Genomic DNA, 17319 nt, shown 5'->3' on the forward strand with positions numbered 1-17319 from the left:
AATAAGCACATTTTTCTGTGTAAGATTCTCATAGATTATTAATATAATTTGATTAATAAATAAATTTAAGCCTAACCAAATGCACAACCGTTATCGAGCACATTATTCTGGTTACAAATATAGAATTTGAAACCAACCTACAAGATGTATTTTTTGACCGAAACACTTTCTCTTTTGATTTTCTTAATAAATAACCTAATAGTTCAAACAAAGAATAGGATTTATTGTAGTATTCTTAATAGGTTAAATATAAAATCAATCCTAAAAATGCCATAAAAAAAGGATGCTCACTACGAACATCCTTTCCTCATAAACTATCATTACAGCTACTCAAAACTCACCGGGTAATGGCCAATTGGGAGTAGGTACATGCATTTTCTCCATTTCCTTTTCAAATTCAGCTATTACTCCAGGATATTTATCGGCTAAATTCATAGACTCAGTCATGTCTTCCTTTATATTATATAATTCTAAAGGAGCATCTTTTTTAATAGTAACAACTTTCCAGTCACCTCTGCGAGCTGCACGTTGTTTTCCGGGAAACTCCCAGTATAGCAAACGATTATCCGTATCCATCTGCTTACCATAGAATAGAGGTAAGACATTTATCCCATTTAATTTTTGAGGCAATTTATCTGTAGCATTAGCCAATGCGGCCAATGTAGGCATTATATCCGGGAAATAAATAATGTTATTCAATTTCTGAACCGGAACTTTACCTGGCTGATTAACAATAAAGGGCACACGAATTCCTCCTTCATAAAGTTGTCCTTTCATACCCTTCAGTGCACCTTTACATCCTAACTCGGCCAATGGCGCCTGCTTAGCGGCTCCATTGTCTGAAGCAAAAATGATCATTGTATTCTCACGCAATCCTAATCTGTCAAGTTCTGCCAACAAGCGTCCAATTGCCCGGTCCATGTGTGTGATAAGCGCAGCATACCGTTTAGTATTCATATCCCAAGTTTCATCATCATACCAAACCGTTTCATCTATAATATAAGGTTCATGCGGTGCATCATAGGCCAAATACAAAAAGAATGGATTTGTCTTGTTCCTATTTATAAATTTAATCGCATCTTCCGTTGAAAGATCAGTATTATGCTTTATATGTTTGTCTCCTTCATTCTCTCTTATATTTTCAAGTTTCTCATTATTGAAACGCCAATAAGGATAGTAATATGGATCATTAGAATAAACCGTACTAATAAGCCAGCCGTAAAACTCATCAAATCCTCGATTCAAAGGGGTAGCCTCAGGATTAAAACCATCCAAATGCCATTTGTTTACCAAACATGTCCGATAGCCAGCACTACTTAATACAGTAGCGATTGTTGTATCATTCGGTAACAAATGCATTCTTCGTATAAGCTTTGTACCTTTCATCCCTTCAATACCTCCTGCATTACAGAAATTATCACGAATGGTAGTATTCCCCGTATTCCGCCCCGTCATCAACGCACAACGAGAAGGAGAACTTATTCCCGATCCTGCATAACACTGAGTAAAAGAAGTGCCAGTTGCTGCCAGTTTATCAATATTAGGAGTTTCAATATATTTATTCCCATAACAAGCCAAATCACAATACCCCATATCATCCGCCAATATAAAAATAATATTAGTTTTTTTATCGTTTACCGCAGTTGACTGCTGAGCTTTAACCACTATTTGAGAAAGAACCAACATATTTACGGCACAAAATCCTCCTAAAAGTTTATTCTTATTCATATTCTACATATTTTTATTCATAGTTTCATTCTGTCTCACGAACATTATACTCCAACGCACATTATGGCATATCAACATTCTCATTATACTCCAACATCAATTCATCATGAGCTTTAATCTGAACGTTATCTAATTTCCAGCCCTTAGCCCAAATGATTTTTCCAGCTTTATCACCTTCAATACAGACATTACGAAGTATAAAGTTTTCGATTTTGCTATTTGCTATTCCAACTACATTCATACAAGTTCTTGCATTAGAAGCTGTTACATTATCAAGAGTAACATTCCGAAAGACAGGAGTGCCTTGTTCCAAACTTACCGATTCTAGCATTTTACTCCAGTACACTGGAATGTTCTCCATATCATATCCCTTTGGAAGTTTAGAAATACTATATGCAGGATTCCAATTCAAATCAACAACAAATGGTCGTTCAACCCCTATCATCTCGATGTCATACAAATAAATGTCTTCAATCACTCCACCACGCTGACAAGTACTCTTGAAACGCAATCCACATTTTGTACCTACACCTTTCATTCGGTATGCCACTATATTACGAATTCCCCCCGAGGTTTCACTACCACAAGTAAACATCCCCCCTCCTGAACCAGCTACACAATCACGAATCACTACATATTGGCAAGGGCGATTCACCCTAAGCCCGTCACTATCTCGTCCGGCTTTCAAACAGAAATTATCATCATTGCAATTTATATTAGCATTCTGAACAAGAATATATTCAGATGAATCAATATCAATGCCATCTGTACTTGGACCATGACCTTCAATATTATTACTAATTATAATACCATCAATTGTTATATGCTTACTATATAAAACATGCAAACTCCAAAAACCAGGCTGATACAATACAATATCACGTACAGTCACATTCTCACATTCGGCAATAAGAATTCCGCGAGGGCGTTCACAATCATAATCCACAATCCAACGTAATCCCTTTGCCTCATAATCCTCCCGCATATTCCAGTACTTATCCCAAAACACCTTGCCACGCCCATTTATCACTCCATCACCAGAAATAGCAGCATTTTTCTTACCAATGATATTTATCAATGCAGAAGGCCACTCCATTTCTATTCCTGCAACGCGCGTATCTATCTTCTTATAATCACCTATATCTTGAGAGCCTATAAGAGTGACTCCTTTTGAAATATGAAGATTTACATTGTTCCCTACAAATAAAGAACCGGTAAGATAAATGCCTGGATGAAACACTACAATTCCGCCTCCGGCTTGTTCTGCAGCATCAATTGCTTTTTGAATAGCCACAGTATTCATACTTAGAGCATCTCCCTTTGCGCCATAGTCTGTGACATTATATACAGCCTGCTGTACCGGATAAGACATAGCACCTACTTTTTTCATCCAAAAGAAATCTGGTATTTCTCTGCCATGAGCGTTCGTGGATAAACCGGTCATCCATACAGACAACGTAAACAGAATAAAGTAATTCTTCATTATATAAATTAGATTAACAAGTAAATTATGCGTTATTGAAAGGTCAATTAGTAAACAATAATTCTTATAAAGGACAAAAGTAAACAATTATACAGCTACAATTATATTCCTTTTGACCCTAATACTTTTCCTTTTGATTTTGTCCAATCAAAAAGTATCTATTGTCTCATCTTACGCTTAAATTCTCTCCGACTATTATTGTCAGAAGAGTCTTTCAACTTTTCAAAAGTAGTGTTTATTCCTCGTCCACAATTCCGGTTTCACGCCCAAAAGATCTATATTCCAAGGGTGTAAATCCAGTACGTTTTTTGAAAAGAGAGAAAAAATGCTCAGTGGATTTATAATCGAGCATAAAAGATATTTCCTTGACAGACTGAGATGTACCTACTAACAACTGCTTTGCTTTACGAAGTTTCAATTCCTGAAAATATTTGGCAGGCGCATATCCCGTATAATCCTTAAAGACCTTGCGGAACCAGGAATAGCTAATATTCAGTTTCATAGCCAATTCTTCCGGATCAATATCTTTGAACACATTTTCATTCATAATAATTTTTGCCTGTTCAATCTTTTGATCAACATCACCAACCTCAAAAATCTTATTCTTAGAAATGGAAAGGATCATTCCTATCATATGCAACACAATACCAGAAAGATATTGTTGAGAAGAAATCTTATCAGCTTCAGCAATTTCCAATGCACGCGAGAAAAGAGTAACTAATTCTTCATTCAACCCCACCTCTAATACTTGATTATCTTTAGAAAGGAAACCACCTTTCAACATATCATCTATGACCGGTCCTTCAAAACCAATGTAGTATTCATTCCATCCTGTCTGCTGGTATGGGTGGTATGTGTGCCACTGTCCGGGAAACAGCACCATGAGCCTTCCCTTACAAACTTGCTTTTCAGGAGTGGTCTCAGAGGTAAATAATCCTCGACCTTTAGTAATGTAAACCAGTTGATACTCACGTAAAACACGTCCCTTCTGAGCATTGAAGAAGTAACCAGAAGGATGGTCCTTCAAGGGATAGGGAGAATTCGGCTGGATAGACTGAAAGCCTACAGTATTTACCCACAGACCGAATTTCTGGTCCATGTCATTTACAATCAAGTACTTAAATTCAACCCCTAAATCATTATAGTTCTTAGTCATAATACGTGTTTTTACAGGATAGGATAGGTAAGGGCAAAAATAGAAATTATTTGCGAATAAAAAAATGTCCGCTCCGGGTTAATTCTAAAAATATACCGGAGCGGACTAATAAATACGAATAAAGAGAAAGAGTCTATTTCTTTACGACAATCTTATCATATTGTTGTTCAGCCTTGATTTCTGTATACTTAGGTGCATCTATCATCTCGATAAGTGCACGGAGTACAGGACCTTCACCCATAGGATCGTTCTCTTGGGTAGGACGGTTGTAATAGTATGCCACAGAAGGCATAATACCGGTTCCTACACAAATAGAAGTTACATCACCATCATCAGAGATTTTTCTCATCATACCCTTCAAACCTTGTTCCGCCACATAGATAAAGTCCGGATGCAACCAACCTTCCTTCACACCACGGGCAATACCGAACACGAACATGGCGGTACCGGTGATTTCTTCATAAGAATCTTCCTTATCCAGCAATTGATGCCAAAGTCCGTTCTTACCTTGATAGCGAGCTACACCACTGGCTTGCTGGCGGAAATTTTCAATAACCGCTTCACGCATCGGATGATCTTTCGGCATCATACTGAGCAAATCAGCTTGTGCCATAAACACCCAGCCGTTGGCACGGCTCCAATGAGCTACTCCATGTTCCTTATTGTCTGTATGATAACAGTGATAATAAATCTGCTTTTCAGGACACCAGAGATAGCGATTATAATTCAATACCTGATTAGCGGCATCATTGAAATACTTCTCATCACCAGTCAACTTACCCATACGTGCCAAAAAAGAAATTGCCATGAACGCATCGTCCGCCCAGATAGTATTAACGTGTGGCCAGATGCGGGCAATGGTACCATCAACCAAACGAGGTTCACCGTAATTCAGATGTTCGGCAGTCTCATTAATATAACCCAAAAATGAATCATTAGGATACTTCAACTGCAACTCTATCAAACTGGCTCCCATCGGTCCATTATCGTCCAGACGTTTGCCACGGAAGATCATGTGCCAACTCAATTTGCGGACAGCATTCCAACCATCCCGCTTAAAAGCTTCATCATATTGTTTACGGAAGAAATCAAGGTTACCTTCGTTGAATACGAAGTTCATATTCTTCAAAACATATTTCTCATACTTCTTATCACCGAGCTTATCACCCAGTTCCATCAAAGCCATGTTTGTTACCCCATTGGTATAGTGCCAGTTATTATACTTGCAAGCAACCTTTACGTCCATATCAAGAGGTAACTTCTTGACGGACTTATATGTCTCACCAGTCTTCGTATTCTTGAACTCGTATGTAGTGCTGGCAAGAATGCGGTCTGCAATCTTTACGGCAGCTTCTCTTGCCGTCATCTTGGTTTGGGCGGTAAGGGTTGCCACTGCCAACAGCAGGGCGAGGGAAAAGAATGTTCGTTTCATGATTATAGTTTTAAGTAGTTAGTAGCAAGCGGATAGTAGCAGGCGGAAACTACTACTATCCGCTTAAGAGTTATTTAGGAAGATTAAATGCGCGAGTCATTTCCTGCATTTGCTCCTGACTCATGCCATCAGGTTCAAAGCCCATGTTTTTGGCAGCAATATAAATCAAGGCAGATTTATTCAATACATCTACCTGATCGAAAGCTGACATAACATCCACATCTACAGCAAAAACACCATGTTTTTCCCACATAGCCACGTCATAATCTTCAAGTTGTTCAATAGTTGCTTCCGCCAGTTTCACAGAGCTTGGCAGTTCGTAAGGAATGATGCCTAAACCACGCGGACAGAAAGCCTTTGTTTCAGGAATCATACTCCAAAGTAAATTGGTAGCCACATCTTTCTCCAGGAATTTCTTGCAATGCGTCATAGCAATCAGTTCGATAGGATGGGTATGCAATGAAGCTTTATAGGGAGATCCTTTCTCAATCAAGCGATTGTGCACACTAAGATGGGCAGGAAGTTCGGAAGTAGGCATCACCGGATGATCGGCAATGATAACATAGCTGGCACAGCCATCCAGAATACGAATCACAGAACCGTGCTCCATTGGCCAACGGGCCAGATCGCGCATGCGCTTATTGGTGCCCTTGCAATAGAAATAGCAATCTTTCAGATACGGAAGAGTAGCGCCGATTTGTTTCACTTCGCTGATGGCAGGCAATGCTTTTATTTCATCGTCTACAAATTCAGTAATATTCAGGGTGATATTACCGCCATTACGTTCGGCCCACCCTTTTTGCCAGAGATATCCGGCAACTTCTGCCACTTGATTGACTGCATAAGTCAATGTCGGACGGTTTTCGAGAATTGATTTCATTATAATAAATTAAGTTACGAGTTACGAGCTACAAGCTACGAGTTGCGCGCTATCATACCGAAAGGCACTTGTAACTCGTAGCTCGTAGCTATATATACTATTACACTTGCGCCATTGCCACCACAATAATAGAAGATATCAGAACTACCAAACCCAAAATAAGGACTGCAATCGTAGTATTGCTGACACCTTTCCATTCCTTCAACAGAATTCCCCAGACATTGCTGAACGTTACGTTCAATGACATCAGGATGCTCCAGGAGAAAGCAAGCAGTACAGGACTGTCTGTCAGGAAGCTCTTACCCATTTCAAGGCCGAAGAACTGAGAATACCACAATACGCCTGCAAGCGCACAGAACAACAGATTATTCGTCAGTACCGAACCTTTCACAGAAAGATATTCCTTACCCGTCTTATTCTTGATATTCTGCCAGATACAATAAGCGGCATTCGTACAGAAACCTCCAAGAGTTACCAGGAAGATTACAGGCAGTCCGGCATAGAGCGCTTCTACTCCACCAACCAAAGCTGCCTCTTTTATCGGTGTTCCCGCATCCAGACCGAGAGCGAAACAAGCGCTCATCACACCTGCCAACAGAGCCACAAGCAGCCCTTTTGTCAGAGCAAAATCCTTAACGGCAGCGCGTTTTTCCTCTTCCGTCATATTCTTGGAACGGAGACTGCCGGCATATCCGATAATAGCAATACCTGCCAACGTGATACAGACACCGATGAGCAACATCAGCCCTTCACCATGAAGCAAATCTTTTCCGGCAAACAACGCGGGGAAGAGTGTTCCGAAGCCGGCACACGTGCCAAGGGCGATACTCTGTCCGAGTGCTACACCCAAATAGCGCATACTCAATCCGAATGTCAGTCCGCCCACGCCCCACAGAACGCCGTAAACCATAGCTGGCAAAGCGCCTCCTGCGCCCCAGAGTTCCAGTAAGGAGCTTCCCGCCGGAATGGCAAGCAGTGCGCCCAACAACGGAAAGACGAGCCATGCAAAGATTCCTTGCACCAGCCAGAAGCTTTCCCACGACCATCCGTCCACTTTTTTTATCGGCACATACGAGCTGCTCTGCCCGAAACTGCCAATGGCAATAATCAAAAGTCCTATCAGTGTATTCATAATTTTCGTCTATTTGAGTCATCCGCAACGAACTAATTATCAAGTGCTTACACACTTCCCAAAGATACCGTGACGACAAGCGCATGTCAGTGGTGACGACAAGCGCATGTCATGGGTAGTGAGAAGCGCATGTCAGGGGGTGGTGAGAAGCGCATGTCAGGGATGGTGACAAGCGCATGTCATGAGTGGTGACATACGCATGTCATTATCGCCCTCATCCTTAGCCGTTGCAAATGTACACTAATTTCAGCGTTTCGACGTAACGTCTGCTTCGTATTTCTGTATCTCAGTAATGAATTCCTCGCCTACAGGTACACCGTTTCTCAGACAGAACATATCCCAAACAGCATTCCAAGGCAGAGATTTTCCTTCTTCGAGCAGAGCAAGGCGTTCAAACAGCTGATCGTTCGCCTCGTATTTACGCAATGTATCCAGCGGTTCCAGCAGAGCTTGCAACACACATTTCTGTGTAGCACGGCTACCTACTACATACGCACCGATACGATTGATAGAAGCATCGAAATAGTCCAAACCGATATGCACGCGATCCAAAGCATTACAACGTACGATTTCTTTGCAGAGGTCCATCGTCTCATCATTCATTATCGTTACATGGTCAGAATCCCAACGTACCGGACGGCTCACGTGCAACATGATTTCCGGAATAAACAGTAACAATGAAGACAACTTGTCGGCAACGCTTTCTGTCGGATGGAAGTGACCTGTATCCAGCGTAACAATCTTATTACGGCTCACACCATAACCGATATAGAAATCATTGGAACCTACCGTATAACTTTCCAGACCGATACCGAACACTTTAGACTCCACACAGTCCTTCATATTCTTGTATTCCACCTCGAAGATACGATCCAAAGAATCCTTCAGTAACTCGCGATATAACATACGGTTTACAGTAATATCCTTACTTCCATCATGCACCCACAGGTTCATGATACAAGGATCGCCCTGGCGTTTACCCATTTCCTCGGCAATAGCACGGCAACGTTTTGTGTGCTCCACCCAGAAATCACGGATTCCTTTATCAGGATTAGCAAGTGAAAGATTGCCACTCTTCGGATGAGAGAAAGAGGTAGAGTTGAAGTCCAGCTTCATATTGTTTTCGGCCGCCCATTGTATCCAGCTTTCAAAATGAGCCGGCTCCACCTGGTCGCGGTCAACGAACTTACCGCCGAAGTCACCATAGATTTCATGCAGATTCAAACGATGAGTTCCGGGGATATAGCTGGCTGCCTTCAAGACGTCTTGTCTCAATTCTTCCATATTGCGAGCTTTGCCGGGATAGTTTCCGGTAGCCTGGATACCTCCTGTCAGCGCACCCTGCGCTTCAAATCCGGCTACATCATCTGCCTGCCAACAGTGCAGGGAAAGGGAAATCTTTTGCAAAGCATCCATTGCTTTTTCTACATCTACGCCAATAGCCGCATAACGTTCTTTTGCCAATTCATAGGCTCTCTGGATTAATTCTTCTTTCATGATGGTACTAGTTTTAATTATAAAGTTTTAAGTATTAAGTATTTTCTATTCAGGCGGTAAGGGAAATCAGGCTAACTGCAGGAAGTGCAGATAAGCAGCATTCCATACTTCCACATTTTCCGGGGTGAAGGTTTTCAACGGAATGGAACGGTTGATGAGCTGACGCATGGAAACAACGTCACTCGCCGCACCCGCTGTAAGGGCTTGTATCATGACATTACCGATTGCTGTCGCTTCTGACGGACCGGCCACTACTGGTATACCTACTGCATTGGCTGTCCACTGATTTAATAAATCATTACGACTGCCACCTCCGATAACATGCAGGGCCTCTACCGGACGGGGAGAAAGATTGCGCAGATTCTCCAGCACCTGACGATAGCGCAGTGCCAGACTTTCGAAGATACACCGCACCACCTGTCCGCGAGTCTCCGGTATCGGCTGATGATGGTCAGCACAATAGGTACGGATTGCCTGTTCCATATTCATCGGATTGGCAAACAGAGCGTCATCCGGATTTATCAGGCTACGGAACGGTTCACAGGCTTCCGCTTCGGCGATCAGTTCGGGATAAGAGATCTCTTCCCAATCACAGCGACAGCGTTCCAGTAACCACATACCACAAATATTCTTGAGCAAACGAATGGTTCCGGCAACACCGCCCTCATTCGTAAAATTTAAAGCTTCGGTTTCTTCATTAATAACCGGTGCATCCGTCTCTACACCCATCAATGACCATGTGCCGCTACTCAGATAAGCAAAGTTACGATCCAGTGCCGGCACAGCCGCCACAGCCGAAGCCGTATCATGCCCGGCAACAGCAATCACCGGAATTGCTCCCAGCCCAGTGATCGTTTGTATTTCTTTAGTCAATACACCTACCTTTTCGCCCGGATAAACAAAACGGCCGAAATGCTCTTCCGTTAATCCGATTTCTTTTAACAATGCCGATTCCAAACGACGTGTTTCGGCATTCACCAGTTGCGCTGTGGTGGCAATGGTATATTCTGTCACCATCTCCCCCGTCAATAAGTAACTGAGTGCATCCGGCATGAAAAGTATCTTATCAACTGCTTCCAGTGCGCTATCTTTATTACGACGTAAAGTATCTAATTGAAAAAGTGAATTGAAATTCATGACCTGGATGCCTGTCCATCCATAAACTTGCTTACGGGGAACACGGTTGAAGAATGCCTCAGGAGCACCCTTAGTATGCGGATCACGATAAGAATAGGGCTGGCGAAGCAATCCGCCGTCTTTACCTACGCATACAAAATCCACTCCCCAAGTATCAATTCCGATAGAAGTTATCTGTACATCATCCATACGGGCAGCCAGTTTCAAACCTTCCAGAATGTGACGATACAATTCGTAAATATCCCAGTAGTAATGTCCGCCGACTTCGATCAGATGGTTAGGAAAGCGGTTTACATCCTGCAATTCCAATCCCTGGGGAGTGAATGTTCCCAATATGGTACGGCCGCTGGTGGCTCCCAAATCAACCGCAAAAAAGCAATGTTTCATGATATTAAATATAATTTGACGATACAAAAATAGGGGAAACCTCCCCTATACTTTGTATTAGTTTTGATTGAAAAGGTGCTGTTTCTGATATTCTTACCAGAGAGTGCACAGAGATCAAATTACTCCTCCACTCCTTCACAATAACGGGTCACTATCTTTTCTCCTTCCGTATTACGAATATTCACATTCTTCATACTGATATTCTTACTATATATAAATTCAGCTCCCAATTTAGAAGTAATATCTATATCTTCCAACACAATACCATCAATCGGCATTTCAGGGATACCATTGAAGAATAAGGCACGGCGGGCTCCGGCACAAACCAGGTTCTTCACATGAATATTACGGAAACAAGGCGTAGTTTCATCCACCGGCAGCGGTTCTACTTTAGCAGGTACCTTCTCACCACTTTCCAACACTTCAACAGCCGATTTGCCACCATAATAAAGATTGAATGTAATCGGCTCCGTCGGGATATCCATCATGGCAATATTACGTATCCAGATATTCTCAACAACTCCTCCGCGTCCGCGCTTGCTCTTAAAACGCAAACCAACATCCGTACCCAGAAACTGGCAATTACTGACAGAGACATTGCGTACACCACCACTCATTTCACTACCAACCACAAAACCACCGTGGCCTTTGAATACTGTACAACCATCTACCACCACATTCTCACAAACACGTCCCCGGCGGCGGCCGTCTTCGTCTTTACCACTCTTCAGACAAATACCATCATCGCCCACATCAAATGTAGAGTTCACAATCAGTGCATTCTTGCAAGATTCCAGATCCAGACCATCACCATTCTGTGCATAACTCGGATTACGTACCTGCACTTCTTCTATCAGCACATTCTCACACATCAACGGATGCAGGTTCCATGCCGGTGAATTCTGGAAAATCACACCCTGCAACCATACATTCTTACACTCTATCAGGCTCACCATCACCGGACGAAGGAAATGACGCACACTCTGCCACTCTTCCTCGGTTTTCAGATTCTGAGGTACATTCATATTACTGATAGTATCCCCTTTCAGCGTCTGTGGATAAGGGAACCAATAGGTGGGACGTTTATAAACCCCACCCCGGGCGATAGTCTGTTTCCATACACCTTCTGTCACTTTCTCCCGTTTCAGAGGACGCCAATAATGTCCGTTACCATCAATGGCACCTTCTCCCGTTATCGCTACATTTTCCAGATTGCGTCCGGAAACAGGCGATTGGCAACGACGGGTATCCAATCCTTCAAATACAGTCTCTACCAATGGATAGAGGTCCACATCAGGTGAAAAGAGGATAACAGCACCTTTTTCCAAGTGCAGGTCAATATTACTTTTCAGGACAATAGGACCTGTAAACCAAACACCGGCAGGAACAATCAAATGTCCGCCCCCCTTTTCTGCCAAAGCATCAATAGCCTTGGCAAAAGCCGCCGTACAAAGTTCTTCGCCATTACCCACTGCACCGAAGTCAGCAAGGTTCACCTTGCGATCGGGGAATTTCGGTGCTTCTACCCTTGGCATATCAAAAGGCAGGTCTTTATATACCGCTTCATACTTATACGTTGAAGATTGGCAAGCACTGAGCAACCACAGACACACGGCTGCAATCACATACAATTGTTTCGTCATTCTTAGTTCTTTTTTATTTATAATCAGATATTTATTTCTATTCTCCCAGATAGAAGGAAGGTACGGGCGCCTGCGGATACCCCATGCTGCGATGCGCCACATAGCTACGATAAAGCGGATCCTGCATCAGCGTTACGCGGCGGTCGCAAGCCGAAATATTGGTATGATAGATACGCAACTCTCCCGGCAAAGCAGTAATCAGTTCTTCACGCCAATCACCTTCCAGGTCAGCTATCATCAAGATATCACCTTCGATTCCTCCAGTCAACACTTCCCCCTGCCATTTCCAGATGCTTTGTTTGCGCCCACCGGAAGATGAAGAAGCTCCCCAGCGGTTATCATCTCCTTTAAAAGTCTCACGCAGCAGATCCGCATCCCACCATATCCAATTACGGCAACCGGGTACTTCTGCATTTGTAGTGTTTATTTTCTTGCCAGCGGCAGTGAGCAGGTATTTATCCGTACTGCCACCTTTACGGTCTTCACTGGCAAAACATTCCATACCGGGATGTGAAGGGTCAAAATCGGCCACCATACCGTCACCTACATGATAGGTGGTCTGCCCGATTTTCCAGATCAATTTGCCGGTAGCTGCATCCACCACGGAAACACCGCGACCATCCTCTTTCTTCGGTTCACTCACCATAAACACCTGCATACCTTCCATATCCGGCTGAAGTTTGCAAAGATAAGCCTTGTCACTATGTCCCAAGCCGGAAGACCAAAGTAACGTACCATTATCATCGAGCATACACGAGCCTAACAAAATCTCATCCCGTCCGTCACCGTCCACATCAGCCGTCACCATGCTGTGCGCACCCATACTGCGCACAATGGGATTTTCTTCATCCCCATCCCAACGCCAGGCACGTTGCAGTTTTCCGTCTTTCAGCATCCAGGCATCTACCACCATCAGTTTGTAAGTGCCGCGGGCAGCCAATATATAAGGTGTCTTTCCATCCAGATAAGCAACCCCCATTTGGTTGCGGTTCTGGCGAATCAGATTTCCATAGCGGTCGTTCCGTTCAGGCCAGTCCACGCGATCTATCTCTTTACCGGTCATGCCATCCAGCACGGAGAGGTATTCACTGCCACCACAAACACGGCCTTTCTCATTCTTCACATAGTCATCAGCAGCGGTCTTGATGGCAACTTCAGCTTTCCCATCTCCATTGAAATCGTATACAATGAAAGGAGAATACCAGATTCCCGGTTCGATACCCGGTCCCATATCATAAGTCCAGAGATAGGTTCCGTCACTCAGGTAAGCGGATATTTTATATGTTTTTCCGGTGGTATCTCCGGGCATACCGGGGTCAACATTCGTTTCGGGAGTACGGATGATATAGTCATAAATACCGTCACCGTTCAAATCTGCTAAAGCGATCTTCCCGGCTTTCACATTCTCTTTCAATGGAATAGAAGTATAAGGTTTCAATTCGGAAAGGATCACTTCCCATTTCTCTGACAGGGCGGGCTTCTTTCCTTTCACCAGGGCTTCCACCCAATAAGACGCCTTTTCGGCAGGAGTAGCATCTATAAAGTCACAAGTCTGCGTAAGTGGCTTTTTAGTCAGGCGACGCACTTTACCGTCAGCTTCCCGATAGACATGAAAAGCAGTGCCGGGGGCATCCGATGCCAATAACCGCCAGCTGAAATAAACACCTTTGCCATCGCGGGCAGGAGTTACTGTCAGTCCACGACTCAGATTCTCGGTCACCCGTTCCCGGGTAAAACCTTCCACTAAGGGTTTCGGTTCGTGCCTCGGATCAAGAATTTCGTAGTAGTAATGCCTCTCGCGAGGATCCTGGGCATTCAGAGTACTTGCCAATCCAAGCAAGCAGAGCATAATTAGATTCGATTTCATTGATTATTGCTTTAGTTTGAAGTGACACTAATGTACCGTTTGTGTAACACAAGCGTTACACTTGTACCACACAAGTGTTTGATTTGCGTAACACTTGCATTACATTTATGCCACACAAGTGTTGTTCAAGGGCATTATAAATACTATTCCAAAATCTGCATAGGAATCAAGTGCACAGGTCCCAGTAACCCGCTTGGGACCGGTTCCCATTTGCCATAATTATCCTTTTTATAATGGATATTCACAATATTGGCATCCTTATAAATACGCCAGGGAACATCGCGCCGATCCATATCAGCAATATGGTTAGCGGGCAGATTGGTAACTTCCACCTCCAATGTATTCACGCCCGGACGAAGATACTTACCCACCAAACAACGATAAGGAACTGCAATAAGCGTAGCTACCGCCTGTCCGTTGATGCGTACACGGGCACTCTCACGAACATCCCCGAGGTCGAGCATCCACTCTCCGGCATCGGCAGGACTCTTCAGTGTAAACGTAGTGGTATAGCAAGCAGCTCCCATCACATTCTTTGCACCTTCGGCAGGAATTTCCGTCCATGAGCCAAGAGATACACTGTCCGGAGTGGCAGCAACCGCAGGGCTTGCCTCTACAAAGCGGAATCCCCATTTACCGGTAAAAGAATAAGTTACCGGAGACATCTTATTCACATCGTTCTGCATCACAGGCGTCCAGTATCCATATTCGGGTGCAGAAACTTCCTGGTCCGCGAACGTCTTCAGGATAACAGATTCACCGGATGCCAATTGCAGGAACACTTCCGTCCTGCCATTATTCTGGCGCAACCGTGCCTTACCGGAGGTTCCGTTCATCGGATTATAAAGCATTGCCGAACGTGCCTGCACAGCCAAAGGTATCCAGTTTTCGGTATCTTCTGTTTTCAAAGCAGAGATGAAATAGTGGTGTCCTTCAGGATGCGAGCGACGAATGCTGCTTAATCCGAAAGTAGTCTTCATCTCTTCGGGAACAGCAGCAGTGGCGGCCAGTGTACGAGCATAGTCTGTTCCAAAGAGAATATGTCCCTTTCCTTCCCGCTCCTTTATCTGTGCCAGCGCCTTATTGAACTCAGTACGGCGTCCTTCCAAAGTATTCAGCCCCGGCACATCCTCCGGATATTGCTCCAGAAAGACAATCGTAGCACCTTCATCTGCCAGACGGAGCAGTTTCTCCAGTACATCGGCAGGCATCAGGCGGGCGCCGGGAACTACCAGCGCTTTATAAGAGACACCACCGGAAGTCAATATCTTGCCATCCTGGCACATGGCATTACGGATGAAGTTATCGGAAATATAGTCCATATCATATCCCGCACTATAAATACGATGTACCGCCTCTATAAAACGGGGAGCACGTTTTGCCATCTTATGAATATCGAAAAGCAACAGACGTCCATCCTGTTCATCCCACATATCGTATACAGGCAGATAAACCAGGAAGTCATTATCCGGTTGTCCCATTTGCAGGAAACTCTGGCAACGGGTGACATAATCGAAAAATGCAGGGGCATCCCGCCAAATAGTATTCGTAGGACTCATATCAATGGAAGCATAGAACTTCCAACCCGGCCAGGCAGCCTCAGCGGGCGAGTAAGTGGTTCCATGAAAATACATGTGATTCACACCCGAGATAAACATCAGGTCCATATCGGGCTTGCACTGCGAAAGTGAAGTGCGGAAGTGCTCTGTCAGCCAGGTGAATGTCTCCGAAGTAGTGAACGGTTTTCCGGCAATATGCGCTGCCGAAGAAGCATATTTCAGCATGGAAAGATCAGAGTCGTTGGGGCGCGTCAGCGAGTCCTTACGCAATCCTCGGATACCGAAGTCGGACAGTCCGAACCCCTCACATTCGGGCACGTCGACCGTTGCATAAAGATCTATCAGATTACCGGGAGAACCGTGTGCCTGGTTACGGGTACGTGAACCATGTTTGTGCGCCCAGTCCGTCCACTGGCGGGTGAAGTTCTCCTGAAGCAGTTCGGCAAGAGTTTCGCGATAATCGGAGATAATGCGGCGGGTAGTCTCTGTCCGGTCTTTCGAAAGGAAATCCGGAAGAAAGTGTTCCAGTTTATAGCCGCGATGACGGGCAAACTGTTCAAACAGGTCGTCCGTCCAGTCGGCACCGTAAACTTCATAAGAGTCATTGAAGAAATTATGCGGATACTCTGTTGGAGTTCCGGCAGAACCATCAGTCGCCTTTCCGGCGAAGGCCTGTTCAAACCGGTTCAGATAATTGGATACTGCTTTTGCCGAAAAGTGGTTCATCACATATCCTTCACCGCCGGGAGCAGCACGCTTCACTTTCTGAAATGTTTTACCAACGAAAGCGGCAATCAGCCGCCACTCCCCTTTCGGAGCCTTCCATGCCAGCTTTCCGTTCTCTATCTTCGAAGTCAGGTCATAGCAACGTACAGCCTTTTGTTCTTTCGAAGTAGAAGCGTCAGTCAGCACTCTGAAAGCCATCAGCTTACACAGTTTGGCATACGGACGTTGTTTTTCATCCGTCACTTCTATCTTTTCTTTCAGGCGTTCACCACCCTTCAGTGTATATTCTTCAATCAGCAATTTACAGGCAGCATCTTCTATACCCACTTCCGGGCCACCGAAAGGCCAGCCCGTACCTGTGTTCATATCAATCTTCATACCCAGGCGTGCAGCTTCACTTTCCGTATGGCGTAACATTTGCATCCACCCGGGAGTCAGGAACTGAATCTCGTTTGCATCATTACCCTGCACACCATAGATAGGAGTAACTTCCATCGTGCCCATCCCGGCTTTGGAATATGCTTCCAGATTGCGGGTCAGGTTAGCCGCATCTACCGCACTCCCCATCCACCACCAGCGAGCACCCGGTTTAGTTTCCGTAGTTACTTCGGGCCACGCTATATTTTGTGCGGAAAGGGTTCCGGCACAGAAAGAAGCAAAGATTATTGCCAATAAATTCTTTTTCATGATAT

General features: G+C 44.2%; 11 protein-coding genes. All 11 read right to left on the reverse strand.

The features are described from left to right. Window positions 1-330: 330 nt before the first annotated feature. A complete protein-coding gene (locus tag K6V21_RS02395; RefSeq protein WP_224320747.1) occupies window positions 331-1728 on the reverse strand; it encodes a sulfatase-like hydrolase/transferase in 1398 nt (465 codons plus the stop codon). 61 nt (window positions 1729-1789) lie between these two features. After that, entirely contained in the window at window positions 1790-3211 is a 1422-nt protein-coding gene (locus tag K6V21_RS02400) for a glycoside hydrolase family 28 protein (RefSeq protein WP_224320748.1), read from the reverse strand. A 235-nt stretch (window positions 3212-3446) separates the two neighbouring features. Further along, a complete protein-coding gene (locus K6V21_RS02405) occupies window positions 3447-4367 on the reverse strand; it encodes an AraC family transcriptional regulator (RefSeq protein ID WP_007210551.1) in 921 nt (306 codons plus the stop codon). Window positions 4368-4500: 133 nt separating this feature from the next. Continuing rightward, entirely contained in the window at window positions 4501-5799 is a 1299-nt protein-coding gene (locus K6V21_RS02410; protein WP_007217108.1) for a glycoside hydrolase family 105 protein, read from the reverse strand. Window positions 5800-5869: 70 nt separating this feature from the next. Next, window positions 5870-6679, reverse strand: a complete 810-nt coding sequence (gene rhaD, locus K6V21_RS02415) for a rhamnulose-1-phosphate aldolase (protein ID WP_224320749.1) — start codon at window positions 6677-6679, stop codon at window positions 5870-5872. Between the two features lie 100 nt (window positions 6680-6779). Next, window positions 6780-7811 (reverse strand): L-rhamnose/proton symporter RhaT, encoded by a 1032-nt coding sequence (gene rhaT, locus K6V21_RS02420; RefSeq protein WP_007217106.1) that lies wholly within the window; start codon window positions 7809-7811, stop codon window positions 6780-6782. A gap of 246 nt (window positions 7812-8057) precedes the next feature. Then, window positions 8058-9308 carry an L-rhamnose isomerase gene (locus tag K6V21_RS02425; protein WP_007217105.1) on the reverse strand — a complete coding sequence of 417 codons (1251 nt, stop codon included), beginning with the start codon at window positions 9306-9308 and terminating at the stop codon, window positions 8058-8060. A 66-nt stretch (window positions 9309-9374) separates the two neighbouring features. After that, complete coding sequence (gene rhaB, locus K6V21_RS02430) at window positions 9375-10832, reverse strand: rhamnulokinase (RefSeq protein WP_007217104.1); 1458 nt, start codon at window positions 10830-10832, stop codon at window positions 9375-9377. Window positions 10833-10951: 119 nt separating this feature from the next. Further along, window positions 10952-12475: a glycoside hydrolase family 28 protein gene (locus tag K6V21_RS02435; protein ID WP_022209528.1), complete on the reverse strand. Its 1524-nt coding sequence runs from the start codon at window positions 12473-12475 to the stop codon at window positions 10952-10954. Window positions 12476-12512: 37 nt separating this feature from the next. After that, window positions 12513-14342: a silent information regulator protein Sir2 gene (locus tag K6V21_RS02440; protein WP_224320750.1), complete on the reverse strand. Its 1830-nt coding sequence runs from the start codon at window positions 14340-14342 to the stop codon at window positions 12513-12515. Window positions 14343-14485: 143 nt separating this feature from the next. Then, on the reverse strand, window positions 14486-17314 hold the full coding sequence (locus K6V21_RS02445; protein WP_224320751.1) for a glycosyl hydrolase: 2829 nt from the start codon (window positions 17312-17314) through the stop codon (window positions 14486-14488). Between the last annotated feature and the right edge of the window lie 5 nt (window positions 17315-17319).

Origin of the sequence: Bacteroides cellulosilyticus, assembly GCF_020091405.1 — a bacterium.
GTDB lineage: Bacteria > Bacteroidota > Bacteroidia > Bacteroidales > Bacteroidaceae > Bacteroides.